Origin of the sequence: Mucilaginibacter sp. 5C4, from assembly GCF_034345625.1 — a bacterium.
GTDB classification, from domain to species: domain Bacteria; phylum Bacteroidota; class Bacteroidia; order Sphingobacteriales; family Sphingobacteriaceae; genus Mucilaginibacter; species Mucilaginibacter aurantiaciroseus.
On the sequence record NZ_CP133775.1, the window covers coordinates 1,322,422 to 1,347,509 of the forward strand.

25 protein-coding genes are annotated in these 25,088 nt (G+C 44.3%); 7 read left to right on the top strand and 18 right to left on the bottom strand.

Annotated features, from left to right (window positions below):
- Positions 1–54 precede the first annotated feature (54 nt).
- A complete protein-coding gene (gene trxA / locus RHM67_RS06120) occupies positions 55–375 on the top strand; it encodes a thioredoxin (RefSeq protein WP_252757981.1) in 321 nt (106 codons plus the stop codon).
- A 105-nt stretch (positions 376–480) separates the two neighbouring features.
- On the opposite strand, the gene RHM67_RS06125 is transcribed toward trxA, so the two are convergent.
- The 4 genes from RHM67_RS06125 to RHM67_RS06140 form a co-directional block, all read right to left on the bottom strand.
- Positions 481–1,179, bottom strand: coding sequence for a head GIN domain-containing protein (locus tag RHM67_RS06125; protein ID WP_322231216.1), 699 nt, complete (start codon positions 1,177–1,179; stop codon positions 481–483).
- Positions 1,180–1,450: 271 nt separating this feature from the next.
- Positions 1,451–3,115 carry a M1 family metallopeptidase gene (locus RHM67_RS06130; RefSeq protein WP_322231217.1) on the bottom strand — a complete coding sequence of 555 codons (1,665 nt, stop codon included), beginning with the start codon at positions 3,113–3,115 and terminating at the stop codon, positions 1,451–1,453.
- Positions 3,116–3,123: 8 nt separating this feature from the next.
- Positions 3,124–3,756: a M949_RS01915 family surface polysaccharide biosynthesis protein gene (locus tag RHM67_RS06135; RefSeq protein WP_322231218.1), complete on the bottom strand. Its 633-nt coding sequence runs from the start codon at positions 3,754–3,756 to the stop codon at positions 3,124–3,126.
- Positions 3,757–3,889: 133 nt separating this feature from the next.
- Positions 3,890–5,755, bottom strand: coding sequence for a CocE/NonD family hydrolase (locus tag RHM67_RS06140; protein ID WP_322231219.1), 1,866 nt, complete (start codon positions 5,753–5,755; stop codon positions 3,890–3,892).
- 235 nt (positions 5,756–5,990) lie between these two features.
- Here RHM67_RS06140 and lpdA point away from each other — a divergent pair, with 235 nt between their 5' ends.
- The 3 genes from lpdA to RHM67_RS06155 all read left to right on the top strand — a co-directional run bounded on the left by lpdA (position 5,991) and on the right by RHM67_RS06155 (position 8,549).
- A complete protein-coding gene (gene lpdA, locus RHM67_RS06145; protein ID WP_322231220.1) occupies positions 5,991–7,394 on the top strand; it encodes a dihydrolipoyl dehydrogenase in 1,404 nt (467 codons plus the stop codon).
- Between the two features lie 77 nt (positions 7,395–7,471).
- Positions 7,472–8,110: a TlpA family protein disulfide reductase gene (locus tag RHM67_RS06150; protein WP_322231221.1), complete on the top strand. Its 639-nt coding sequence runs from the start codon at positions 7,472–7,474 to the stop codon at positions 8,108–8,110.
- A 1-nt stretch (position 8,111) separates the two neighbouring features.
- Complete coding sequence (locus RHM67_RS06155; RefSeq protein WP_322231222.1) at positions 8,112–8,549, top strand: sterol desaturase family protein; 438 nt, start codon at positions 8,112–8,114, stop codon at positions 8,547–8,549.
- Here RHM67_RS06155 and RHM67_RS06160 read toward each other — a convergent pair whose 3' ends face one another.
- The gene (locus RHM67_RS06160) at positions 8,550–9,446 is read right to left on the bottom strand and encodes a hypothetical protein (protein WP_322231223.1); all 897 of its coding nucleotides are present in this window, start codon (positions 9,444–9,446) and stop codon (positions 8,550–8,552) included.
- Between the two features lie 99 nt (positions 9,447–9,545).
- Between RHM67_RS06160 and murB the strand changes: the two genes are divergently transcribed.
- Both murB and RHM67_RS06170 read left to right on the top strand, forming a co-directional pair.
- Positions 9,546–10,565, top strand: coding sequence for a UDP-N-acetylmuramate dehydrogenase (gene murB / locus RHM67_RS06165; protein ID WP_322231224.1), 1,020 nt, complete (start codon positions 9,546–9,548; stop codon positions 10,563–10,565).
- A 271-nt stretch (positions 10,566–10,836) separates the two neighbouring features.
- Positions 10,837–11,373 (top strand): RNA polymerase sigma factor, encoded by a 537-nt coding sequence (locus tag RHM67_RS06170; RefSeq protein ID WP_322231225.1) that lies wholly within the window; start codon positions 10,837–10,839, stop codon positions 11,371–11,373.
- A gap of 183 nt (positions 11,374–11,556) precedes the next feature.
- Here RHM67_RS06170 and RHM67_RS06175 read toward each other — a convergent pair whose 3' ends face one another.
- From RHM67_RS06175 to RHM67_RS06190, 4 genes are read right to left on the bottom strand one after another with little or no spacing between them, the layout of a single operon-like run.
- Complete coding sequence (locus RHM67_RS06175; RefSeq protein ID WP_322231226.1) at positions 11,557–11,793, bottom strand: cytochrome b5 domain-containing protein; 237 nt, start codon at positions 11,791–11,793, stop codon at positions 11,557–11,559.
- Positions 11,793–12,476, bottom strand: coding sequence for a lycopene cyclase domain-containing protein (locus RHM67_RS06180; RefSeq protein WP_322231227.1), 684 nt, complete (start codon positions 12,474–12,476; stop codon positions 11,793–11,795). The genes RHM67_RS06175 and RHM67_RS06180 overlap by 1 nt, the downstream gene beginning before the upstream one ends.
- The gene (locus RHM67_RS06185; protein ID WP_322231228.1) at positions 12,477–13,046 is read right to left on the bottom strand and encodes a hypothetical protein; all 570 of its coding nucleotides are present in this window, start codon (positions 13,044–13,046) and stop codon (positions 12,477–12,479) included.
- Between the two features lie 27 nt (positions 13,047–13,073).
- Entirely contained in the window at positions 13,074–13,907 is an 834-nt protein-coding gene (locus RHM67_RS06190) for a phytoene/squalene synthase family protein (protein WP_322231229.1), read from the bottom strand.
- Between the two features lie 187 nt (positions 13,908–14,094).
- Here RHM67_RS06190 and RHM67_RS06195 point away from each other — a divergent pair, with 187 nt between their 5' ends.
- Positions 14,095–15,579, top strand: a complete 1,485-nt coding sequence (locus tag RHM67_RS06195; protein WP_322231230.1) for a phytoene desaturase family protein — start codon at positions 14,095–14,097, stop codon at positions 15,577–15,579.
- Positions 15,580–15,755: 176 nt separating this feature from the next.
- On the opposite strand, the gene ilvA is transcribed toward RHM67_RS06195, so the two are convergent.
- The 9 genes from ilvA to ilvN form a co-directional block, all read right to left on the bottom strand.
- Positions 15,756–17,006 carry a threonine ammonia-lyase IlvA gene (ilvA, locus tag RHM67_RS06200; RefSeq protein ID WP_322231231.1) on the bottom strand — a complete coding sequence of 417 codons (1,251 nt, stop codon included), beginning with the start codon at positions 17,004–17,006 and terminating at the stop codon, positions 15,756–15,758.
- A gap of 3 nt (positions 17,007–17,009) precedes the next feature.
- Positions 17,010–18,176: a 2-isopropylmalate synthase gene (locus RHM67_RS06205; RefSeq protein WP_322231232.1), complete on the bottom strand. Its 1,167-nt coding sequence runs from the start codon at positions 18,174–18,176 to the stop codon at positions 17,010–17,012.
- Positions 18,177–18,302: 126 nt separating this feature from the next.
- The gene (locus RHM67_RS06210) at positions 18,303–19,061 is read right to left on the bottom strand and encodes a methyltransferase domain-containing protein (RefSeq protein ID WP_322231233.1); all 759 of its coding nucleotides are present in this window, start codon (positions 19,059–19,061) and stop codon (positions 18,303–18,305) included.
- Between the two features lie 93 nt (positions 19,062–19,154).
- Positions 19,155–20,231, bottom strand: a complete 1,077-nt coding sequence (leuB, locus tag RHM67_RS06215) for a 3-isopropylmalate dehydrogenase (RefSeq protein WP_322231234.1) — start codon at positions 20,229–20,231, stop codon at positions 19,155–19,157.
- A gap of 6 nt (positions 20,232–20,237) precedes the next feature.
- Positions 20,238–21,026, bottom strand: coding sequence for a class I SAM-dependent methyltransferase (locus tag RHM67_RS06220; RefSeq protein ID WP_322231235.1), 789 nt, complete (start codon positions 21,024–21,026; stop codon positions 20,238–20,240).
- Positions 21,027–21,092: 66 nt separating this feature from the next.
- Positions 21,093–21,683: a 3-isopropylmalate dehydratase small subunit gene (leuD, locus tag RHM67_RS06225; protein ID WP_322231236.1), complete on the bottom strand. Its 591-nt coding sequence runs from the start codon at positions 21,681–21,683 to the stop codon at positions 21,093–21,095.
- A 105-nt stretch (positions 21,684–21,788) separates the two neighbouring features.
- On the bottom strand, positions 21,789–23,204 hold the full coding sequence (gene leuC / locus RHM67_RS06230; RefSeq protein ID WP_322231237.1) for a 3-isopropylmalate dehydratase large subunit: 1,416 nt from the start codon (positions 23,202–23,204) through the stop codon (positions 21,789–21,791).
- Positions 23,205–23,290: 86 nt separating this feature from the next.
- A complete protein-coding gene (gene ilvC / locus RHM67_RS06235; RefSeq protein WP_322231238.1) occupies positions 23,291–24,349 on the bottom strand; it encodes a ketol-acid reductoisomerase in 1,059 nt (352 codons plus the stop codon).
- Between the two features lie 122 nt (positions 24,350–24,471).
- The gene (gene ilvN, locus RHM67_RS06240; RefSeq protein ID WP_322231239.1) at positions 24,472–25,077 is read right to left on the bottom strand and encodes an acetolactate synthase small subunit; all 606 of its coding nucleotides are present in this window, start codon (positions 25,075–25,077) and stop codon (positions 24,472–24,474) included.
- Positions 25,078–25,088: the final 11 nt, after the last annotated feature.

Here is a 25,088-nt window from a genome sequence, read left to right on the forward strand (position 1 = left end):
GGCAAGCTATTTGAATAGTATATATTTGTATAAAATTATTAAAATATAAAAATCATGGCTTTAGAAATAACTGATGCAAACTTCGACGAACTTGTACTTAAATCAGATAAACCGGTACTTATCGATTTTTGGGCAGAGTGGTGTGGCCCGTGTAGAATGGTAGGGCCTGTAGTTGAAGAACTTGCTAAAGAATACGAGGGCAAAGCTGTTGTAGGTAAAGTGAACGTAGATAACAACCCGGGCATATCGATGAAATACGGTATCCGTAACATCCCGGCTTTATTATACTTTAAAGGCGGCGAAATTGTTGACAAACAAATTGGCGCTGTACCCAAATCAGTACTTGCAGAAAAGTTAGCTAAACAATTAGCATAACCAATCTATATATAAACGAAAAGGCTTCGGGATATCCCGAAGCCTTTTTTGTGGACTTTTTTTCGCCCTTTACTTACTTTTTTCCGTCTCGTTTTCGCCGGAGGATTACATCCTGCTAACGCTGCCGCTACCTGCTTTAGAACTGGAGATATTTTTGGCAGAACCGGTGTAATGTACATCGCCCGAGCCCACAACCGAAGCATCAATTTTGTCGTTTGCGTTCACCCTTGCATCGCCGCTGCCGGCAACTTTTACCTGGGTGTTGGTGGTCACTAAATTTTGGCCGGTGAAATCACCAGAACCAACTACGCTAACGGTAGAGTTATCTGCACGGCCTGATAAAGTGATATCGCCCGAACCGCCAATGCTGCTTTCCAGGTTCTTCACATCAACCTTGCCGCTAATATCGCCAGAGCCGGTTAGTTTGATCTTTAATGATGATGCCCTTAAGCCATCTTTAAATACCACATCGCCGGAGCCTGCAAGGCTAACCGCGCTGATATCTTTAATAGATACATAAACGATCATCTTTTTGTTGCCGCTGTCCCAGTTCCAGTTGGTGCCTTCTTTGGTGTGGATAACCAACACACCGCCTTTTACTTCGGTGATGATCTTATCAATGATGTTCGCCGGGGCATCAACCTTTACAGATTCTGACGAACCCTGGGTGATGAATACATCGTACGAACCTGCTACAGCGACTGATGTAAAGCCGGTAAGGTGGCGGTCTTGTGTATCTGCTTTTGCTAAGCCTGCTGTTACTACCAATGCGGTAGCTACTAAAAGTGTTTTTAATGTTCTCATTTTTGGGGTGATTTAGTGTTTGTTTAACTATTAGACGCAACCTTGGTTGGGTTAGTTGCATGAAATAGAAAAAAAAATAATAACCACGCGTCATTGCTGTAAGCGTAGCGTGGCAATCTTCGATAGACCAGTCTGCGTCTCTGTAAGTAGGGGATTGCCACATCGCTATTGCTCGCAATAACGTGTTGTAAAATGACAAAGGCCTTTCCATTGGAAAGGCCTTTGTCAAGAATAGATGCTTCACTATCGTTCAGCATGACAAAAGGAAGAATTAATCCACCAACACCCCTATATAATAATTAAAGGTATCCACCTCGATATTATCTTTAGTTGCACCTTCAATATTAACTGGGGTAAACCTCATTTTTGGGGTGATGTACTGGTACTCACCGCCCTTGATCTTTACACGTACCGGCATGGCAAAGCCGGTTACATCGGCTATCCAGCGGCTGTATAGTTTACCGTTGATGGTAGCAAACTCCAGCGTTGGCAGATTCTTGTATTTTAGATACTGGTCAAATACCGGCGTTAGGTTTTTACCGCTTTGCTCGTTAATGTAGTTAACGATCTGATCGTTGGTAACGGTTTGGTGGTAAAAAGTTTTGTTTAACCCACGCAGGATGCCGCGCCATTTCTCATCATCATTAATTACCGTGCGGATCATATTAAGGAAGTTGGCACCTTTAGGGTACATATCGCCCGAGCCTTCTTTGTTCACATTGTAAGGGCCGATGATAGGGCCATCGTTTTGGATCCCTGTGCGTAAGCCATGAACATATTCCTGCGCGGCCTGTTTGCCCCAGTTTTCCTCCACAAAAAGCGATTCGCTATAGGTGGTAAAGCCTTCGTGGATCCACATATCGGCAAGGTCTTTTGAGGTAATGTTATTGGCGAACCATTCGTGCCCACTCTCGTGCACCACAATGTAATCCCATTTTAAGCCCCAGCCGGTGCCCGACATATCGCGGCCAAGGTAACCGTTGCGGAATTTGTTACCATAAGCCGTACCGCTCTGGTGCTCCATCCCCAGGTGATGGGTTTCTACCAGTTTGTAACCATCCTCGTAAAAAGGGTAGGGGCCAAACCAGTGTTCAAAAGCTTTTAACATTGGTTTAGCGTTTGCGCCCCAGTGTTTCTTAGCTTTTTCGAGGTCGTAACTTAGGGGCCAAAAATCCATGGTGAGTTTGCCTTTTTCGCCTATGTAGGTATCACTGTAATGCACATAATCGCCAATGTTGGCTTCTATGTTATAGTTGTTGATAGGGTTAGCCACAAACCAGTCGAAACGGGTATAACCATCCTTTAAGTCGGTAACCTTGCGCAGGCGGCCGTTGCTCACATCCTTTAATCCTTTGGGTACGCTGATGCTAATGAGCACGCTATCTACCTCATCAGCCTGGTGGTCTTTTGTAGGCCACCAAACGCTGGCACCCATACCCTGGCAGGCGGTAGATACCCACTTGTGCCCAAGCGAATCTACATTATATTCTACGCCACCATCCCATGGGGCATTTTTGGCAATGGTTGGGTTGCCCGAGTAGTAAACGGTAAATTGGTCCTTACTACCACTTTTTATTGTTTGCGGGAAAGTGACAAATACCGCGTTAAACTCGCGGGTGTAGGGTACTTCTTTGCCTTTGTAAACCACTTTCTCGATCTTCAGGTTAGCAAATAGGTCGAATTGTAGCTTGGTAAAATCCTGCGTAGCGGTGTATTTAAAAAGCACGTTACCGCTAATGGCTTTATTGTCGATATCAAACTTCACATCCAGGTGATAGTAGTTGATATCGTAACAGGTACGCAGCGGCGTAAGCATCCCGCGCAAAGTATCTGCACGGGTAAAAGTTTCTTTATGTGTGCCGAGCTGGGCGTGAGCAGTACCTGAAATTAAGCCAGATAAAATTAAGCCTGCATAAATTGCTTTTTTTATTTTCATTTTTAATGTTATTGATCCCAATTTTCTAACAGGTTTTTGTTCCATAAATTTTTTGCGTATAACTTGAATGCTGTAGGTGCAGTAATAAAAGCGGAATCAAAAGTATATTTCCCTCCTATGTAATCTTTTTCAGAAACCTTAACTTTGTTTTCACCGCGCATGGCATATTTCTTATTGCCCTCATGCATAATTATTTTCATATCACTTGGACCTACATCTCCATGGCATACTGTGCGATACATGAGCCAAACCTCTGCTTTGCCATTATTGTCAAGATCTGTAACAGCGAAGGTTTTACGAATAAAATTGGCTCGTATATCAACAGGACAGTCTTTTATAAAGTCATAAACCGACCACGTAAGTTTATAACTGCCCGTTTGCACTAAATAGTGATAGGCATATAGTGCTGCGTCTCTATAACCATCGCCATCGCTATCGCTATTTTTAGATGGTGTTTTACCTGTTTCTGTAGTGATAACCAAATGCTCGCCGTCCGCATCAGTATATTTTACAACATCAATAATATGTCCTTTATAAGTAATTGACTTAGGTATTTCTCCATTACCAAGCTTAATGACTTTTACTTGAGCATGCGCGGTAAAGCCCGTTAAGATCAAAAGTGCCAGAAGGCATAATTTCATTTTTATTTCTTTTTCAATTTTAAATATCTCATTGCGAGCGGTAGCGTGGCAACCTCATAGGACAAGAGGATATGCTGAGATTGCCACGTCACTACGTTCCTCGCAATGACATGGTGTAAAAACCTCTAATCTCTTACTTCAACACCTCCACATCAATAAAGCTGTCGTTAAATACGGTATGGGTTGCTTTCTGGTAATCGCTTGCTTCGGCTTTGTATGGGTTCTCTACAAATTTTTGCGGGTTACGCGCATACAGCGGGAACGATGTGCTTTGTACCTGTATCATAATGCGATGGCCTTTTTTAAAGGTGTGCAGCACATCATTCAGGTGGAAGTTTACATCTGTTTTTTGGTTGGCTACCATCGGTACAGCTTTCTCGAAACCATTGCGGAAACGTGCCGGCATAATTTGCGAACGCACCATTTGCTGGTAGTTGCTCAAAATAATGTTCTTGTTAGGCATGTATGGGTTGTTCGGCTCGTCGGCAGGGTAAACATCAACCAGTTTCACTATCCAGTCGGCATCGGTACCGGTGGTAGCTACTTTAAGGTTAGCCATCATCTCGCCACCCAGGGTAACGTCATCCGTTAAAACATCCGTCTGGAAAACCAATACATCTGTACGGCGGCCTGCAAAACGTTGATCCTCGCTCATGTAATTAAACGGGGTAAAGCCCATGGTGGTGGTGTTATCCTCAGTATATGGTACCGGTTTCATCGGGTCGCTAACAAAGGTGGTGCTACCAGTTGCACCCGGCGCTGCATCTGCCAGTTTACCATCGCTGTTCAGGTAAAACTTAACGTGGGTAGCCTCGGTAGCGGGCCATTTATCAAACTTGTGCCACTCGTTTTTACCGGTGTTGAACATATAAGCCTCCGGCAAGCCAGAGTTTTTGTCGCCCTTGCCTTTCAGGAAGTGGTTAAAGAATTTTTGCTCGATATTGGTTTGGTAGAACGTTGCAATGCTATCGCCAAAGTAAATGTTGCTGTGCATGGTGTGCCCCGTCTCTCGCGACCACCTGCCGTGCCCAAACGGACCCATTACAATGGTGTTATAAGCGCTCGGGTCTTTCTTCTCGATGGTTTTGTAAATAGCCAGCGGGCCTGTCAGATCCTCGGCATCAAACCAGCCGCCAACCAGCATTACCGCGGGTTTTACTTTGTTGAAGTGTTTCAGCAAACCACGTTTTTGCCAAAACTCGTCATAGCTTGGGTGGTTAACCGTTTCCTGCCAAAAAAAGTTGTCTTTGTAATATTTGTCGGCATTTTTAAGTGGGCCAAGGTCCAGCAAAAACTGGTAGCCATCTTTAGTACCGGGGTTAAACATGGTGTTTTGGTACCATGCTTTGGTAGTGGTATCTGTTTTTTGCACGCCAAATACCGGGAAAGTGAAAAAGTAGCTTTCGATGAACGCGCCGTTATGGTGGAAATCGTCAAAAAAGAAATCGGAGATTGGTGCCTGCGGCGATGATGCCTTTAGTGCCGGGTGGTTACTTAAAATACCTGCTGCGGTGTAAAAGCCCGGATAGCTAATACCCCATTGCCCAACTCTGCCGTTGTTGCCGACCGAGTTTTTGATCAGCCAGTCGATGGTATCGTAAGTGTCTGAGCCTTCGTCAACATCAGTTTTGCTTTTTTTATTGTCGATAACCGGGGTCATGTTGGTCCATGTGCCTTCGCTTTTGTAGCGGCCGCGCACATCCTGGTACACAAAAATGTAACCTTCCTGCATCATGTATTTTGAGGGGCCTACCTGTCCGGGATATTTTGTTTCGCCGTAAGGCGCGATGCTGTAACAGGTACGCTGCATCATAATGGGATATTTTTTATCCTTTGAGGCATCGTTTGGCGTATAAATGGAGGTGAAAAGTTTTACGCCATCGCGCATGGTGATGTAAACATCCTTTTTGGTAAAATTTTCTTTAACGTAGTTGCTTTGGGCAAACACGCCGCTGCAGGTTGCAGCAATAAACAAGATTAATGCGGAGAGTTTTTTCATGTTCGGGTCAGTATTAATTGATGAGCCTAATTTAGTAAGTAAATGGGTAATATACTAACGAATGATAAAGGTGTTACAAAGCCCCCTCTAAATCTCCCCCGTAAGGGGAGATTTCAAAGCCCTCCCTGCCGGGGAGGGTTGGGTGGGGCTTATGTCAATCCCCTCACATTTTAATCAATTACCTATTTATAAGCCTGCAAACATTCCTTAACTTCGGCCACCAAAATACACTACTATGCAATATGATGTAATCGTTATAGGTTCTGGTCCGGGTGGTTATGTGGCGGCAATACGCTGCGCCCAGCTTGGGATGAAAACCGCAATTATCGAAAAATATAACACCCTTGGCGGTACCTGCTTAAACGTAGGTTGTATCCCGTCTAAGGCCTTGCTTGATTCGTCCGAACATTACTATAACGCTGCCCACACTTTCACTGCACACGGTATTAAATTAGATAACCTGGGTATTGATTTTGGCCAGATGATAAAACGCAAACAGGAAGTTGTTGATGCCAACACCAGCGGTATCACTTACCTGATGAAGAAGAATAAAATTGAAGTGCACGTTGGTGTAGGTTCATTTAAAGATAAAAACACCATTATTGTTACCGCTGCCGATGGTAAAGCTACCGAACTAACCACTGAAAAAGTGATTATTGCTACCGGTTCTAAACCGGCAAGTCTGCCTTTTCTGAAGATAGATAAGAAACGCATTATTACCTCTACCGAGGCTTTAACTTTGACCGAAATACCTAAACACCTGATATTGATCGGTGGTGGGGTGATTGGTTTAGAGCTGGGTTCGGTTTACGCGCGTTTGGGTGCAAAGGTGTCTGTAATTGAATTTATGGATGGTATTATCCCAACCATGGATAAAGGCTTAGGCCGCGAGTTGCAGAAGGTGTTGAAGAAAATAGGCATGGAGTTTTACCTGGGCCACAAGGTTACAGGCGCTATTGCCAAAGGCAAAGAGGTTACCGTTACGTTTGATAACCCTAAAGGCGAGAAACAAGAACTTAAAGGCGATTACTGTATGGTAGCCGTTGGTCGCGTTGCTTATACCGATGGTTTAGGCCTGGATAAAATAGGCATTACCGTTGAAGAGCGTGGCCGCAAAATTACGGTTGACGAGCACCTGGAAACCAGCGTTAAGGGCGTTTACGCCATTGGCGATGTGGTTAAAGGCGCCATGCTTGCCCACAAGGCAGAGGATGAAGGCACCTTTGTTGCCGAACTGATAGCCGGACAAAAACCACACATTAATTATAACCTCATCCCGGGTGTTGTTTACACGTGGCCTGAGGTTGCCGCTGTTGGTTATACCGAAGAGCAATTGAAAGAAGCCGGTACAAAATACAAAGTAGGGTCGTTCCCGTTCAAAGCCAGCGGCCGTGCCCGTGCAAGCGGCGACCTGGATGGTTTTGTAAAGGTTTTGGCCGATGCTACTACCGATGAGATACTGGGTGTACACATGATAGGCCCCCGTGTTGCGGATATGATAGCCGAGGCAGTAATTGCCATGGAGTTTCGCGCCTCTGCAGAGGACGTAACCCGCGCCAGCCACGCCCACCCAACCTACACCGAAGCCATGCGCGAAGCATGCTTAGCGGCAACGGAGAACAGGGCAATACATATTTAAGTATTCAGAGATTTTAAGAAAAAAAGCGGCCCAATTCAGGCCGGTTTTTTGTTATCTTTAAATATAATGCAAGCTGTATGAAAAAGTCCCTTTCGTTGATCTTATTGTTTTTATTACTTGATTTTTTTGCAGTAAACGCTCAGGTTTCCGGGCCGAAGAAGTCACCTATAACTGCTATCCCGGATCTCGAATTACTGGATATTAACGGAAAGCTCGTAAAAATTAAAGAGTTGACCAAGGGTAAGGTTCTTTTTATTGATAATTGGTTCATCCCTTGTCCGCCATGTTTCATTGAAATGAAAATGCTGCATAACCTGCATGCCAAATATGCCGGTAACAAGCACTTTTGCTTTATCACCATCAGCCGTACGGATAGGGAGATCGTAAAGAAATTTATAGCAAAAGACCGCTCGTTAAAAAAGTACGTTGATCAATACCAATTTTTAAGTACACTTGATTCTTTTAAGCTGCCGGTATATTTTCTGCCGGGTTGCGACGCTAAGGTTGAGATAGCCGGCAAAATGGTTCATGGCTTACAACCCAGTAACCCTACCAAATGCGCCGACAATATTTTGGGGTTTGACGGCTATCCTGCTGTTTTTATTTTTGACAAACAGGGCAAACTTATATTTAACAAAGTTGGTTATGATGGTAAAGATGAAGCCAACATGGCCGAAATAGAAAACATAATAAAGCCTGCATTGGCAGCTAACTAAAATGATATTTGTACATATAGGTATAGTGATAGGAACAATAGCTACGATGGAGGCTGCATCCTGGGCTATGCATAAATTCCTGTTCCACGGGCCCCTGTGGTTTATTCATAAAACGCACCACCAGCAGCGCCACGGCTTGTTCGAACTGAATGATCTGTTCAGTATTGGGTTTGCTGCCCTGGCTTTATGGCTGATGTGGGTGGGGCATACCACTTTAGATTATCGCTTTTGGATCGGTACCGGTATTAGTACTTACGGCACCATCTACTTCATCTTCCACGATTGGTTTATCCATAACCGTTTCAAGGCTTTCAAAAGCAGCAACTGGTATCTTTCTGCCATTCGCAGGGCGCATAAAATTCACCATAAATCAACAGAGAAAAATCCTTCGGAAGAGTTTGGGTTATTGGTAGTGGGGAAGAAGTGGTTTAGGAGGTAATTATTTTTTTAATTCGGCTATCTTTTCTGTTGCCATTTTTTTATTTTCTTCGTCGCCATACTTAACTACAAGCAAATAGTATTTTATGGCGTTGGGTTTATCGCCAAGTAAACTATAAGAATAAGCGATATTATTTAATACGATGTAGTCCTGCGGTTTAATCGTTTCGGCTTTTAGCAATGGTATCAACGCGTTCTTAAAATCTTTATTAACGATGTAATATATCGATAGGTTTGACAAACTTTCCACATGGTCGGGATGGTATTTTAATACGGTTTGGGCAATGCTCTTTATATTGTCCATGTATTGGTTGCCTTCGTTAAACATTTGTACAACGTATTGCTGTACAGTAGCCAGCATAAACTCTTTTGGGTCTTCCAATGGTTTGCCGTCCGTCCATGCCCATTTTAAGTTGATGGTTTCACCATAATTTATGGCATCAATAATTTCACGCGTAAAAAGCTGGTAATTTTTAATCCTGCCGAGCACGTAAACTTTCCCGAACCGCATGTCAAGCCTGTTTGGATACTTGCTTATACCAGTGTCTATATAATTAAAGCCTTTTTTTATAAAAGTTTCATTGTAACTATCGGTACTCCCTAAATAGCCTACGGTTTTATTATTTTTATCTTTCAGTTCAAAGCTTTCATCACTTCCTTTCGACTTAGTAAGGCTCAATGCCGGTTTTAGGCCTTCCTGTGCATAAAAATTGTATGCATATACATAAAATTCGGGGTCATTAGGTGCGGCCTTGCGCCATTGCTTAAGTAAGTTAAGCGTGGAATCGGGGTTTCCTTTCGGGAATATTTCTTTAAATCTGGTTTTAAAATCCTGTGCCGACGCTGAGTTTATAAAGCAGGCAGATACAAAAGTTATAAGTAATAATTTAGGTTTCATTTGGTGTCTATTGCAGGTGAATATAGTGAATTGCTTTTGTAAAACTATCGCATGCCAATAAAAATTCCGAAATTCGCCACAATTCCAAAATCATTATTCATGCTGCAAATACAGGAGAACGTATCGCTTAAAAAATTCAACACTTTTGGTATTGATGCCAACGCCCGTTACTTTGCAGAGATAAGCCACGAAGATGAACTGGTTGAACTTTTTGCCGACCCGCAATGGGCACAGATAGACCGGCTGGTGCTTGGCGGCGGCAGCAATATGCTGCTGGTGAATAATTTTGAAGGCCTGGTTATTCGCCTTAACATCCGCGGGATAGAGCATCGCATCAGTCACGATGATGTATTTGTAGAGGCCGGTGCCGGCGAGGTGTGGAATGACCTGGTTAACTTCTGTGTAGACCGCAACTACGCAGGTATGGAAAACCTGAGCCTGATACCGGGCTCGGTTGGTGCATCGCCCATACAAAATATTGGTGCTTATGGGGTAGAACTGAAAGATGTATTTGAAAGTTGCCGCGCGTTCGAGATCGCTACCGGAACTTTTCGTGTTTTCACTAAAGAGGATTGTAAATTTGGCTACCGCGAGAGTGTTTTTAAAACAGAACTTGCCGGGCAGTATATTATAGTGGGGGTAAAGTTCCATTTATCGCTTAAGCCAAACATCAACTTAAAGTATGGGGTTATAGAGCAGGAACTGGCCAACCGCGGCATCAGTAACCCAACAATTGAAGACGTATCTAAAGTAGTATCTCACATCCGGGTATCCAAACTGCCCGATCCATCAACAATTGGTAACGCGGGGAGCTTCTTTAAAAACCCTGTGATCGCTGCAGCGCAATTTGAAACGCTAAACAAAAACTTCCCCGCGGTTGTTAATTACCCAACAACTGATGGACAAATAAAGATTGCCGCAGGTTGGCTTATAGAACAATGCGGCTGGAAGGGTAAAACCGTTGGCAATACAGGTACATGGAAGAACCAGGCGCTGGTTTTAGTGAACCACGGCGGCGCAACGGGTGAAGAAGTATACAGCCTATCGTCGCAAATCATAGACAGTGTGTACACTAAATTTGGCGTTACGCTACAACGCGAGGTTAATATTATCGATTAATTAAATTAATTAGAATTTAATTTCGCACTCCACTCATCTATAGCAAGTTAAAAAAATATTTGTTTTAACTATTTGCTAATAATAAGCTAATAAGACAATTCTGTGATAAAATGCTGTAAATATCTTGTTTATAGCTATTTATGTTAAAATATTCATTTTTTGAGCAAATTCCTTGCTGTTATTCTGCTAAAACAGGCACATCTGTAATTTCATACGCTTTTCATAAACTGGTATCATGTTTGCCTACTACTCAATACAAAACATTAACAGAATGACAAAGATTGAGTTTAACACCCTGGTATTACGTCAAGCAACTTCATTAAGGTCTTATGCCTTACATTTTACACATGATGCTGACGATGCAAACGACCTTGTTCAGGATACAATGTTGAAAGCTATAACTTATTATAACAAGTTTAAAGAAGGAACAAATTTAAAAGGCTGGTTATATACCATCATGAAAAATACCTTCATTAATAACTATCGCCGTTTTGTTAAAATGAGCACATTTGTTACAAAAAGCGACGAGATATCTTCTACGAACCTGGTATTCAGCTCAACAAAAAACCAAGGTGAGGCTAAATTTGTAATGGACGATATTAAACGCGCTTTAGACCGTTTACCATCAGATTACTACGTGCCATTCACTATGTATTTTGAAGGCCACAAATACCACGAAATAGCAGATCATTTAACAATCCCAATCGGTACTGTTAAAACCCGCATCCACGTAGCCCGGAAGCTGCTTAAAAAGAATTTGAAAGCATATGATAATAATGTTGCAAAACCGATCTATGCCGAAAACTAAAATATAATAAACTCAATATATATACAGAAACCTGCCCTTGGGCAGGTTTTTTTGTTGGGGTAAGTTTCTAACTTTCACCAGCGCGTAATTGCGTACGAAGCAATCTCTTTGCTATACAGAGCCGCTCTGCCTATGTAGAGATTGCTTCGTACCCTTACAGCAATGACGGATATTTAAAAGTTTTTAAGCCAACTTCCCAATAGCCGTAAACTTTTCAAAAACGGTTTCGGTATGCGGTGCGTCAGCGAGTTCTTCGGTGAGGTCCTGCCCGGCCCAGTGCTCGTAGTGTTTGCCGTTGCGCCATAGTCGGCTTTCGGTAACATCATAAATGATGCCTTTGTAAGCCACCCAAATCTGCGGCTTATCCTGCCCGTTACGCAGGGCGAGTTGTGATTTGGTATATAAAGGCAGGTCGGCCATTATGCAGCAAGCTTTTTACGGTTCTTAAAATACTCAAAAAAGCCAACGTTCATCAGCAGCAAGGCCATGCTGTAAAAATGATCTTCGAAAGGGATGGTCCCCACACGGAAGCCAAGGTTTTGGTTGTCGTTATAAAGCACCACAGGGATAGATGTCAGCAACCCATTCACTAAATAAAACGGAATAAGCGATACCAGGAAAGCCATGTAAAACCTACCCAGCCAATTGGCCTTAAAAACAAATAGCAAAAGCAATAGTATAATGGCAAGCAGGCTAAAGGTAACTGCGGTATACAGTTTGTTAAAATTATCCAACAGTATAAATGCCGACGCTAACGCCAATAAGCCGGAGATGCTGCGCGATACATCACTGCTCAGTTGCCATTTAACATAATGGTTTAAGCAAGCATAAATAAAGATACAGGCAAAGGGGACGGTTAAAAAGAACAGGATTTCCTCAAGTGGCAGGCCAAAGAATTTGATGCCTATTATGTATTTATCATTAAACGACCATACGCCGTGAATGGTAAACAGCACATCCCAAAACAAAAATAACAAACCTGTAATAGCCATTCCCGGCCAAATGAACTTCCAGCTTTTAGCAAAGGCCACGCGCTTATCAAACGATAATACAACCGGGAAAAAGATGGTGGCTATGTTGATAAGCAGGTAGGTGTATTTCACTTATAAGGCGGCTAAATGCTGTGAAAGGTTGCTGTTTTCTGCAGGAGTGCAGCGTTTAGAATCTATTAAAAAAGTAATGATGGTTTTTACCAAAGCCGCATCTGCCGATGAATAATGCTTGCGGTCTATCTGTTTGATGATCTCGGTACGGTCGGCAACCAGGTTTTTGGTATAGCCTAAAAAGCCCGGCACATTATGCTCAACCGAAAATCGCATAAAGCGGATCTCTATATTTGCCGGGTCGCGGATTACGGCGCCTTTAAATGACTTTTCGGCGTCGTTGAGGTACTTCACCTTGTAATAGGGGTTCCAGGTATGCTTAGCTTTTAAAGCTTCCAGTGTGCCCAAATAGCCGGTTATAAGGCCTGTACGATTTTTAATCGATCCGAGGTTGCGATATAACGAATCGGTTGTTTTACTGCTGTTGATGGCCGTTACTAATAGTTTACGTATAACATGGAGGTTGGGCTCAACAATATTATCGGGCATAGCGCTGGCATTGCCCCGGTTTAGTGGTACAAATAACAGCAACAAGGCCGGCAATAACAGGTATCTAAATCTTACAAGCATCAGAATTTTATAACGGTACGGGTTGTATTAAATTATATTGAGTTTTTGATGCAGCTTTGCCTTTAAGTACAGGCTTAGCTTTTGCGTATCAGAAACTCTGATCCTTTTTTGCATAATAGTTAGGGCCGTAGTAGCCTTTATTTTTTTAAACAGCTGCAGGTAGTAAATATAAGCCACGTAAACGCCCAGCCTGCTGCCGCTTGGTAATAACTTTATCCCTTCCAACGCATCATCAAAATCCTGCTTAATGTCGGTTTCAATGAGTTGTTTATCCGATTCGGTAAAGTTGGTGAAATCTATCTCGGGGAAATACGTGCGGCCACGGTCCTCATAGTCTGACTTGATATCCCTCAAAAAGTTTATTTTCTGAAATGCAGAACCCAGGCTACGTGCTTTTGGGACCAACTTATCGTAAAGCGCAGCATCGTGCTCGCAAAAGATGCGCAGGCACATTAGTCCAACTACTTCGGCAGAGCCATAGATGTAAGTTTTATAACCGTCATCATCATAAGCCGTTTTATCCAGGTCCATTTTCATGGAGGTAAGGAAAGCGTTGATCAGGTCTTTTTCGATACTATATTTATTAACCACCTGCTGAAAAGACTGCAGTACAGGATTGGTGCTGATGCCGCGGTCGATAGCCTTAAAAGTTTCTTCCTTAAACTCATCTATCAACTGGCGCTGATCGTGGTCGTAAAAGGTATCAACGATCTCATCCGCGTAGCGCACAAAGCCATAAATAGCATAAACAGGGTATCTAAAACGCTTGTCGAACGCATTGATACCGGTACTAAAAGAAGTACTGTATTTGGTGGTTATCAGCTTGCTGCATTCAAAGCATGTTTCGTCGAACAGGTTCATCACCCAAAAGTACAAAATGAAACCTGTATTGTTTCAAAGCCTCACCTAATTTGCGCAGCATTCATGAATACCATAATTATAATTAAATAATGCATAGTTCTGTACAAAGTAGAAGACTTTAAAAAATTTCACTCCCGCTACCTTGAAGAAGGGCAGGGTGAAGCTTTTTTGCTTAATTTGGCTGCTGATGGATAAGAATAAGCAAATTATCGTGATCGGGGCAGGTTTTGCCGGGCTGGCTTCGGCCTGTGTGCTGGCAAAAGAGGGTTACAAGGTCACCGTTTTAGAAAAGAATGACCAGCCTGGCGGCCGCGCGCGCGTTTGGGAGAAGGACGGTTTTAAGTTTGACATGGGCCCAAGCTGGTACTGGATGCCCGATGTATTCGAGAATTTCTTCTCCATCTTCGGTAAAAAGCCGTCAGATTTTTACGACCTGAAACGCCTTGACCCCGGCTACCGTGTTTATTATGGTAAAGATGATGTGCTGGATGTGCCTGCCAATATGGGCAAACTGGAAAATCTGTTCGATGAGATAGAACCCGGCAGTAGCGCAGGCCTGCGCAAGTTTTTAGAACAGGCTGCTTATAAATATAAAGTAGGCATGGGCGAGTATGTATTCCGTCCCTCGCATTCCATTACGGAGTTCATCGATTTTAACCTTATACGTAAAAGCTTTAGCATGCAGCTGCTCACTAATATGAGCAGCCACGTGCGCCAGTATTTTAAAAACCCCAAGCTGATAAAGCTGCTGGAGTTCCCGGTGCTATTTTTAGGAGCTACCCCGCAAGATACCCCCGCCATGTACAGCATGATGAACCATGCCGACCTTGCCCTTGGTACGTGGTACCCCATGGGTGGCATGAACGAAATTGTTAAAGCGATGGTAAGCGTTGCCGAAAGCTATGGAGTAGACATCAAACTAAATACCGAGGTAACCAAAATTGACGTTGCGGATGGACAGGCAAAAACCATCCAAACCAACAATGGAAGCTATACAGCAGACTTTGTAATTGCCGGTGCCGATTATGAACATATTGATCAGCATGTTTTAGAAGCTCCGGACAGAAACTATTCCGAAAAATATTGGGATAAGCGCACGATGTCGCCTTCGAGCCTGTTGTTCTACATCGGTACTAACAAAAAGGTACAGGGCATCCAACACCATAGCTTATTTTTTGATGAGGATTTTGAATTACATGCCAAAGAGATCTATAAAGACCCACAATGGCCAAGCAAACCGCTGTTTTATGTATGCTGTACATCCAAAACCGACCCGGATGCAGCCCCCGAAGGAGGGGAAAACCTATTTTTCCTTATGCCGATTGCCCCCGGACTGGACGACGACGACGCCACCCGTGAAAAATATTTTGATGTGATGATAGATCGTTTTGAAAACATTACCGGCCAAAGCATCCGCGATAGCATTGTATTGAAGCGCAGCTACGCACTTAAAGATTTTAAAGCCGACTATCATTCTTTTAAAGGCAATGCCTATGGCTTGGCTAATACGCTTGCCCAAACCGCGTTTTTTAAACCCAGCATGCGGGCCAGGCATATCAAAAATTTATTGTTTACTGGTCAGCTAACCGTGCCAGGTCCTGGCGTACCTCCTGCTTTGATATCAGGGCAAATAGCGGCGTTGGAGGCGATGAAGATTTTGGAAGGGAAGTAATTCTAAAAAACCATGTCATTGCGAGGAACGTAGTGACGTGGCAATCTCAGCATATCCTCTTGTCCTATGAGATTACCGCGCTATCGCTCGCAATGACATATTGGTAATGAAATAGGTCACTAAGAAACACTTAGTGACCTCTGTAAAATTCTCTGTGTCCTCTGTGGTTAAATCTCTTACACCAAATACTCAAACAAAGTTTTATCCCTGTTCAGTTCTATTACTTCAAAACGATGCTCGGCCATACGCTCTAAAAGGGCAGGGTAATCCTCTGCATTTTTTAGTTCGATACCTACCAGGGCAGGGCCGTTCTCTTTGGAGTTTTTCTTGATGAATTCGAAACGGGTAATATCGTCGCCGGGGGCAAGCACATTATTTACGAACAGCTTAAGTGCGCCCGGGCGTTGTGGGAAACGTACGATGAAGTAATGCTTCAAGCCCTCATATAGCAGCGATTTCTCTTTGATCTCCTGCATGCGGTCGATATCGTTATTACCACCGCTTATTACACAAACCACCGTTTTACCTTTGATCTTATCTTTTACAGCGTCCAGCGCAGTAACTGAAAGTGCGCCTGCCGGCTCAACCACAATGGCATCCTCGTTGTATAATTTAAGTATTGTAGTACAAACCTTTCCTTCCGGAACGGTAAGCATATCGTCCAATATCTCGCGGCAAATAGCGAAAGTTTTATCGCCAACACGTTTTACGGCGGCACCATCCACAAAACGGTCAATGTCCGTTAGTGCAGTGTTTTCGCCATTTGTTATCGACGTAAGCATCGATGGTGCGCCTTCCGGCTCAACACCAATAAGGATAATATTAGGAAGCTGTTGCCTTAGGTAAGTACCCATACCAGCTGCAAGTCCGCCGCCGCCAATTGGCATAATAGCAACATCGAATTGTGGCAGATCTTGTAAGATCTCAACACCCACAGTTCCCTGACCTTCAATTGTGCGGTAATCATCAAACGGGGGGATAAACTCCACGTCGTGCTCTTTGGTGTAGATCAAAGCTTCGCGCAGGCAATCGTCAAAGGTATCGCCCGTTAAAACCAGTTCCACATTACCATTGCCAAACATTTCCGTCTGTTTAACTTTTTGTTTCGGGGTGATCTCGGGCATATAAATAATGCCTTTAATGCCCTTCTTTTTGCAGGAGTATGCCACACCTTGCGCATGGTTACCCGCGCTGGCGCATACCACGCCTTTATCTATTTGTTCCTGGCTTAGTTGTGCTATCAGGTTGTAGGCCCCGCGTAATTTGTAGGAGCGTACTATCTGCAGGTCTTCGCGTTTTAAATATATTTTGCATTCGTATTTTGCCGACAGGCCCTCGTTATACTCCAATGGAGTATGTTTTACCACGCCTTTGAGGCGCTGGTAGGCCGCTTCAAAATCCAAATGTATTTCTGTTGCTGTATCCATCACTTAGTTCTTTACCAACTTGTAAGCCATAAGGCCTTGCAAGTCGTCATCATTTATATCCAGCTTAGCATCAGCAAGCGTTAAAAAAGTTTTGTAAACCTCGTACAGTTCATCTTTATCCAATTTGTGGCCCAATCTCTCCAAATGGAATTTAAGCGCATGGCGACCGCTACGGGCAGTCAGCACAATGCTTGCACTTGGGAAACCAACATCTTCCGGGCGAATAATTTCATAGTTCTCGCGGTTTTTCAGGAAACCATCCTGGTGGATGCCCGAGCTATGCGCAAATGCGTTGCTGCCTACAATAGCCTTGTTTGGTTGTACCGGCATACGCATCTGGCTGCTGATCATGCGGCTCATTTCAAAAAAGTTTCTGCTGTTTACGTTAGTATGCAAACCAAGAATTGCATGCGTTTTCAATATCATCACCACTTCTTCGATAGAGGTGTTACCCGCGCGTTCGCCGATACCGTTGATAGTGCCTTCTATTTGGCGGGCACCGTTCTGTAAGCCGGCGATAGAGTTGGCGGTAGCCAAGCCAAGGTCGTTATGGCAATGTACCGAGATAATGGCCTGGTCGATGTTTTTAACGTGCTCCTTTAGATATTTGATCTTGGCACCGTATTGGTCTGGCAAACAGTAGCCATTAGTATCCGGGATGTTCACCACAGTAGCACCGGCAGCAATAACGGCTTCAATCATCTGCGCTAAAAAAGCAGAATCGGCACGGCCGGCGTCTTCTGCGTAGAACTCGATATCCTCAACAGATTTTTTGGCGTATTTAACAGCTTCGACAGCACGCGCTAAAATCTCTTCGCGGGTGCTGTTAAATTTATGTTTTATATGCTGATCTGATGCGCCGATACCTGTATGGATCCTTGGGCGTTTAGCGTACTTTAATGATTCTACCGCTACGTCGATATCCGTTTTGTTAGCACGGGTAAGCGCGCAAACAACCGGCTCTTTAACGGCCTTGGAGATCTCGACAACGCTCATGAAATCGCCCGGACTTGAAACCGGGAAACCTGCTTCTATAACATCCACGCCCAGTACTTCCAGCTCGCGGGCTATATCGATCTTTTCAGTGGTTGTTAACTGGCAGCCCGGTACCTGCTCGCCATCGCGAAGTGTGGTATCAAAAACATAAACGCGGTTAGGGTCGTGTAACATATTCTTTAGATTTGAGATGTTAGATTTGAGATTTGAGACTCTTATCTGCCATCGGGTTATATTCTTTTATTTTTTTATTTTGATTTGGTCTGCTGATGTGAAATCTCATGTCTCACATCTCAATACTCATATCTCTTTTACAGCTGTAAAGCTTAATCTCTTATAATCCGAGAACCATTGCCCGTTATCGTTGTAATGGGGTTCAAGTTCGTCGGTAATTTCGCTTAGTATTTGTGGTAATTTGTCTTCAGGCACTTCTGCAAAAAATGATGAACCAAACATGGTTAGCCATTTTGCTACGCCTTGCTGCCCATCCTGTAGTTGTGTTTTACGGTCGAAGTGTGCCGTAAATGTTACCCTAAAGCCTGCTGCTTCCAGCTTTGTTGCATATTCTGCGGTTGACGGGAAATACCATGGGTTACCGTTTTGCGGCACCTGGTAACCGTGCTTGTTTAGTGCCAGAGTGGTTGCTGCAACCATTTGCTGTACGTTGCCTTTGCCACCCATTTCGGCAACAAAGCGGCCACCGGATTTTAGTGCATTGTAAACCGATTTGATAGCGCCATCCGCATCTTTTATCCAGTGCAGTGCGGCGTTAGAAAACACGGCGTCAAACTTATCATCGAAATAAAAGTCAGCACCATCGGCAACAAAAAAATCGGCGTTATGATAGGTGGCACGTGCTTTTGCTATCATTTCCGGCGAGGCATCTATGCCGGTTGCCACTGCACCCATTTTTTGAATTTCGCTGGTTAAATAGCCTGTGCCGCAACCCAAATCGAGGATACGTTCTCCCGGTTTTGCGTTAAGTAATTCCAGCACATTCTCGCCGTATTGAAATACGAAGGAGTGTTTATCGTCATATAATTCAGCGTTCCATTTCATTTTGTAGCCACCTCTAAACCTCCCCCGGTAGAGGAGGCTTTTTATTTTATTTTTTTATTAAGCCCTCCTACCGGGGAGGGTTTGGGTGGGACCCTACAAGTATTCCAACACCTTTTGCCCCATGGCCTTTGTGCCTAATATTTTGCTTTTGTGGGTGTTGGCATCAGCTATGTCGCCGGTGCGGTAACCGTCTTTCAAAGTTTTATCGATGGTATCTGTTATCTTTTTGGCTTCATCTTTCAGGCCGAAGCTGATCTCTAACATTAAGGCTACCGAAAGGATAGAAGCCAGCGGGTTGGCTTTGTCCTGCCCGGCAATATCATGTGCCGAACCGTGGATAGGCTCGAAGAAACCTGTACCATCACCAATCGAAGCTGATGCCAGCATCCCCATAGAACCTGCTATTTGCGAAGCCTCATCAGTTAGGATATCACCAAAAAGGTTGGCGGTTAATACCACATCAAACTTTTTAGGGTTTTTAACCAATTGCATGGCGGCATTATCAATGAACATATGCTCGGTTTCTACATCCGGGTATTGTTTAGCAATCTCCTGTACTACCTCGCGCCACAGGCGTGATGACTCCAACACGTTAGCCTTATCTACGGAGCATAACCTTTTGCCACGTACGCGGGCAGCTTCAAATGCTTTGGTAGCGATGCGCTCCACCTCGTAACGGTGGTAGATCATTAAATCTGAAGCTGTGTTACGGTCTTCACTGCGTTTCTTCTCACCGAAATAAACGTCACCTGTTAGCTCACGGAAGAACAGTATATCCGTTCCCTTCAGGATCTCGGGCTTTAAGCTTGATGCATCCAGCAGCTCATCAAAAAGCATGATGGGGCGAAGGTTGGCATACAAGCCAAGCTCCTTGCGGATCTTCAATAATCCCTGCTCAGGCCTAACTTTGGCCGATGGGTCATTATCATATTTGATGTGGCCGATTGCGCCAAATAAAATGGCGTCACTGGCTTTTGCTTTTGCAAGTGTTTCATCGGGCAATGGCTCGCCTGTTGCCTCGATACCGGCGTGGCCCATCAGGGCTTCGTCGAAGGTGAACTCGTGGCCAAAATCGGCACCAATTTTTTCTAATACGGCTTTACCCCAAGTGGTAACCTCAGGGCCGATACCATCACCAGGTATTACTAATATGTGTTTTTTAACTCCCATTGTTATTTATACGTTAGTCCCGCGCACTTCTTTTAGTTTCATCACCATCAGTTGCGCGTCGCTTTCAATCCATTTGTTGTAATCTTCGATGGCCTTCAAGCGGTCATCATCTGTTATGTAACCTTCCTCAACCATCTGGGTCGATTTTGCTACCGACGACCAGATCCCAATCTTCGACAGGAAATTTGGCTCGTCTTTTTTGTAATATTCATTCGCATCCAAAACCTCAACGCTGCTTAAACCGGCTTCGGTAAAGTAACCGGGCAGGTCTTCGGCAATGTGGTTATTCATACCCGCATCGCCGCGCCATCTTAAAAAGGTAGCGTAAAACTGGCGCATACTTGCGGGTGGTTCGGGCTGCCATTCTAAAGCTTCGTGGTTATAATCCAATACGGATAATATGCCACCAGGCTTTAACATGCTTTTTAATTTCGCCACAGCTTCCTGCGGATTGTTCAGCCATTGCAGTACCCTTGCGGCTACGATCAGGTCGAACTTTTCTTTTGGCTCAAACGTGAACAGGTCGGCATTTATTAACTCCAGGTTCTCTACATCAGCATAAGTTTCTTTACCGCTTTCGATAAAGTATGCCGTGTTATCAATCCCCGTTACATGCCCTGCAGAACCAACCATTTGAGCAATGCCCTTAGAGATAGCCCCGGTTCCGCAACCGATATCCAGCACGCGCCAGCCTTGCTTAAGCAGGGGCGGTAACGTGGCATAATCGGCTTCAAGACTGCGCTCGTCAAATAATTTCGCAGTGCCTTTGCCTTCTCGTTTTATCTCTTTGTTCATAGTTCACTGGTTCATTTGTTCAATAGTTATTGGTATTTGCAACCTTGACCTTTTGCCTTTGAGCTTTTACCCTCTTCCTTCAAACTCTACAACCAATTCCTTTTTGCTCAGAATGTAGTCGATATCATCATAGCCATTGGTCATGCAGGCTTTTTTGTAAGGGTTAACCTCAAAGCTTTCCTGCTCACCTGTTGCTACTATTTTAATGAACTGGTCTACCAGGTCAATTTCAATCACCGTATGCGGGTCAGCATCAACAACCTCAAAAATCCTCTTCAGGAAATCGTCGCTCACTTGTACCGGCAACAAGCCATTGTTTAGCGCGTTGCCTTTAAAAATATCAGCGAAGAAACTGCTTACCACGGCATCAAAACCATAATCGGCAATAGCCCAGGCGGCATGCTCACGGCTACTACCGCAACCAAAGTTTTTACCTGCTACCAGGATCTTGCCGCTGTATTTTGGCTCGTTTAATACGAAACCGTATTTCGGGTTGTCGTCGTTATCAAAACGCCAGTCGCGGAACAGGTTATTGCCAAAGCCCTCGCGGGTAGTGGCCTTTAAAAAACGAGCGGGAATGATCTGGTCCGTATCGATATTCTCGATTGGCAGAGGCACCACGCTGGTTTGGATATGTTTAAATATTTTGGTACTCATTGTATTTTCTTTTATGTTATTGCGAGCGATAGCGTGGCAATCTCAGAGGACAATCGGATATGCTGTTATTGCCGTGTCACTACGTTCCTGGCAATAACATGGTAATTAAACCAATTCCTCTTCTTTCAAAAACTCCCTAATATCTGTAATCACTCCCGTAATTGCACTTGCCGCCGCGGTAAGCGGGCTTGCCAGGAAGGTACGTGAGTTTGGCCCTTGCCTGCCCTCGAAGTTCCTGTTTGAAGTAGATACACAGTATTTGCCTGCCGGGATCTTATCCTCATTCATGCCTAAACAGGCGCTGCAACCCGGTTCGCGTAGCGGGAAACCTGCCGCGTCGAAGATCTTATCCAGTCCTTCGCGGATGGCTTGTTCCTGTACTTGTTTAGAACCGGGAACTACCCAAACAGTAACATTATCTGCCTTGTGCTTGCCTTTTACAAACTGTGCAACCTCGCGTAAGTCTTCAATACGGCTGTTGGTACAGCTGCCAATGAATACGTAATCGATAGGTTTGCCTAATAGTTGCTGATCGTCATGCAGGCCCATATAGTCAAGGGCTTTTTTGTATGAGCCTTGTTCCTTTTGCTCAAATGAAGCGGTTTCGGGAACGTGCTGTGTAACGCCAATGCCCATACCGGGGTTTGTCCCGTAGGTGATCATTGGCTCAATATCTTCGGCTTTAAAGCTTAGTACGCTGTCAAAATCTGCATCTTCATCAGAGTACAGGGTTTGCCAGTAAGCTACTGCCTTGTCCCACTCTTCGCCTTTGGGGGCAAATTCGCGGCCTTTAACGTAATTGATAGTAGTTTCGTCGGGCGCTATCAATCCGCAACGCGCACCCATTTCGATGCTCATGTTACAGATGGTCATGCGGCCTTCCATGCTTAAACTGCGGATAGTATCGCCTGCGTATTCGACAGCGTAACCTGTACCGCCGGCGGCAGAGATCTGCGCGATGATGTACAGGATGATATCCTTAGCGCCAACCCCTTTTTGCAGCTTGCCGCTTACTTCTATCTTCATCCTTTTTGGGCGAGATTGCAATAAACATTGCGTAGCCATTACCTGCTCTACCTGCGATGTACCTATGCCGAACGCTATGGCACCAAAGGCGCCATGTGTTGAAGTATGGCTATCGCCGCAAACATAAGTGCCACCCGGACGAGTGATGCCCAGCTCGGGGCCTATAACGTGCACGATGCCCTGGAATGGATGCCCCAAACCGTAAAGCTCGATGCCGAACTCCGCGCAGTTTTTGGTGAGCATATCAACCTGGTATCGGGAAAGTTCTTCTTTAATGGGTAAGTGCTGGTCCCAGGTTGGGACGTTGTGATCGGCCGTGGCAACGGTTTGTTGTGGCCTGAAAACTGGTAACCCTCTTACGCGCAAACCATCAAAAGCCTGCGGGCTGGTTACCTCGTGAATGAAGTGCGTATCGATGTATAAAATATCGGGAAAGCCCTCGTTGCTACTGACGACGTGTGCATCCCAAATCTTGTCGAATAATGTTTGTCCCATTGTAATATTCTATTAGTAAAAGTAGCAGTGGCCGTTGCCGTTGCAGTTTAAATACTGCCACTTAAACTGCCACTGCTACTATGATATTATGCTTCTACAGCCTGGTTCTCGGGGCGTAAACTGCGTACAGTTTTGCCTGCCTGCCATAATTCGCTATCACGTAATTCTTTCAATTCCGCGTCTAATTTTTCGCGGTAATCATCTTTACTATTGCTGTCGATTGATTTTTGTGATTCAACACCGGTTGCAACGCTTTTGTACAGATTTTCGAACACCGGTTTAGTGGCATCACGGAATTTCTTCCACCAGTCTAAAGCACCACGTTGTGCGGTGGTTGAACAATTCGCATACATCCAGTCCATGCCGTTTTCTGCAACTAATGGCATTAACGATTGGGTCAGCTCTTCAACAGTTTCGTTAAACGACTCTGAAGGTGAGTGGCCGTTAGCACGTAAAACTTCGTACTGCGCGGCAAAAATACCCTGGATACAACCCATTAGCGTACCACGTTCGCCGGTTAAATCGCTGTAAACTTCTTTACGGAAATCTGTTTCGAACAGGTAACCGCTACCTACCGCAATGCCTAAAGCAATAACACGCTCAAAAGCTTTGCCTGTAGCATCCTGGAAAATAGCGTAGCTTGAATTTAAGCCACGGCCCTGCAAAAACATACGGCGTAATGATGTACCTGAACCTTTAGGGGCAACCAAAAAAACATCCACATCAGCAGGAGGGATGATACCGGTTTGCTCGTTAAAAGTGATACCAAAACCGTGAGAGAAGTAAAGTGCTTTACCCGGGGTTAAGTGTTTTTTAACGGTTGGCCATAAAGCTATCTGTGCAGCATCGCTCAATAAATAGCAAATAATGGTTCCTCTTTTAAGGGCTTCTTCAATTTCAAAAAGGGTTTCGCCAGGTACAAAGCCGTCGTTCACAGCTTTATCCCATGTTTTTGTGCCTTTACGCTGGCCAACAATTACGTTAATGCCATTATCTTTTTGGTTGAGCGCCTGGCCCGGACCTTGAACGCCATAGCCAATTACTGCTACAACTTCATCTTTTAATACGTCCTGAGCTTTTGCTAAAGGGAACTCTTCGCGGGTTACTACATTTTCTTCACTACCGCCGAAATTTAGTTTTGCCATTGTTTTGGTTTTTTGATTTTTTGCGATTTCACCGATTTAGATGATTTCGCAGATTTGCTCTTTTATTGTGATTTATAATTTACTATTTATTCCAACTCCCCCTTCAGGGGGCTGGGGGGTATCTACATCGTAAACACTTTTTGCCCCTTGTTAAGATATTCGTTCTCGATAACATCTTCACCCGGTTCAAGCCTCTCAAATTCGCGGAGCTTGCTGTTAAAGCCTTCGCTGTTTTTGATGATGGCAACGCGTGCGCTGCGTACAAATTCAATTAACCCGTAAGGCTGAAGGATGCTGATCAGGTTGTCAGTCTCTTCGCGATGGCCGGTTGTTTCAAACACGGTGTAGTCCTTACGCAATACTACTACACGGGCACCATTCTCGCGCAGCAAACGCTCAACGCTTACCTTCTCGGCAATAACATCGGTAGATACCTTGTACAGGGCCAGTTCCTGCCAGATCACATCCGCATTTGTATGATAGTATACTTTAAGTACTTCTACCTGTTTTTCAATTTGGCGGGTTAGCTTGCGCACCACTTCCTCAGATTCGGTTATTACGATGTTAAAACGGTGGATGCTCTCGATCTCGGAAGGAGAGGTGTTTAAACTATCGATATTGATCTTACGACGCGTGAATATGATGGCAATACGGTTTAATAAACCTATCTGGTTTTCCGTATAAACCGTTATGTTAAATTCCTGCTTTTCGTTATCCTGATTTTCCATGTTGTTTCGTT